The following is a 206-nucleotide window of genomic DNA, read 5'->3' as shown; positions in this document are numbered from 1 at the left end:
GGCGCGCTGGGACTGATGAAAACGGTCCTCGCCGTGCAGCACGGGGTGGTTCCGCCGAACCTGCACTTCACCCGCATGCCCAAGGCGCTCGCCGAGATCGAGACCAATCTCTTTGTGCCGCAAGAGGTCACGCCTTGGCCCAGCGACAACGGGCCGCGCCGGGCCGCGGTGTCGTCGTATGGATTCTCCGGCACCAACGTGCACGC

General features: G+C 67.0%; 1 protein-coding gene. It reads left to right on the top strand.

Translation table 11 applies throughout. The annotated features are described in order from the left end of the window. Positions 1 to 206 (top strand): beta-ketoacyl-[acyl-carrier-protein] synthase family protein (locus BST27_RS31115; protein ID WP_346243007.1); only part of this gene is annotated, 206 nt, incomplete at both ends.

Source organism: Mycobacterium intermedium, from assembly GCF_002086275.1.
Lineage (GTDB): Bacteria > Actinomycetota > Actinomycetes > Mycobacteriales > Mycobacteriaceae > Mycobacterium > Mycobacterium intermedium.
Note: the sequence above shows the minus strand (reverse complement) of the source record. Positions and strands in the feature narration are given on the sequence as shown.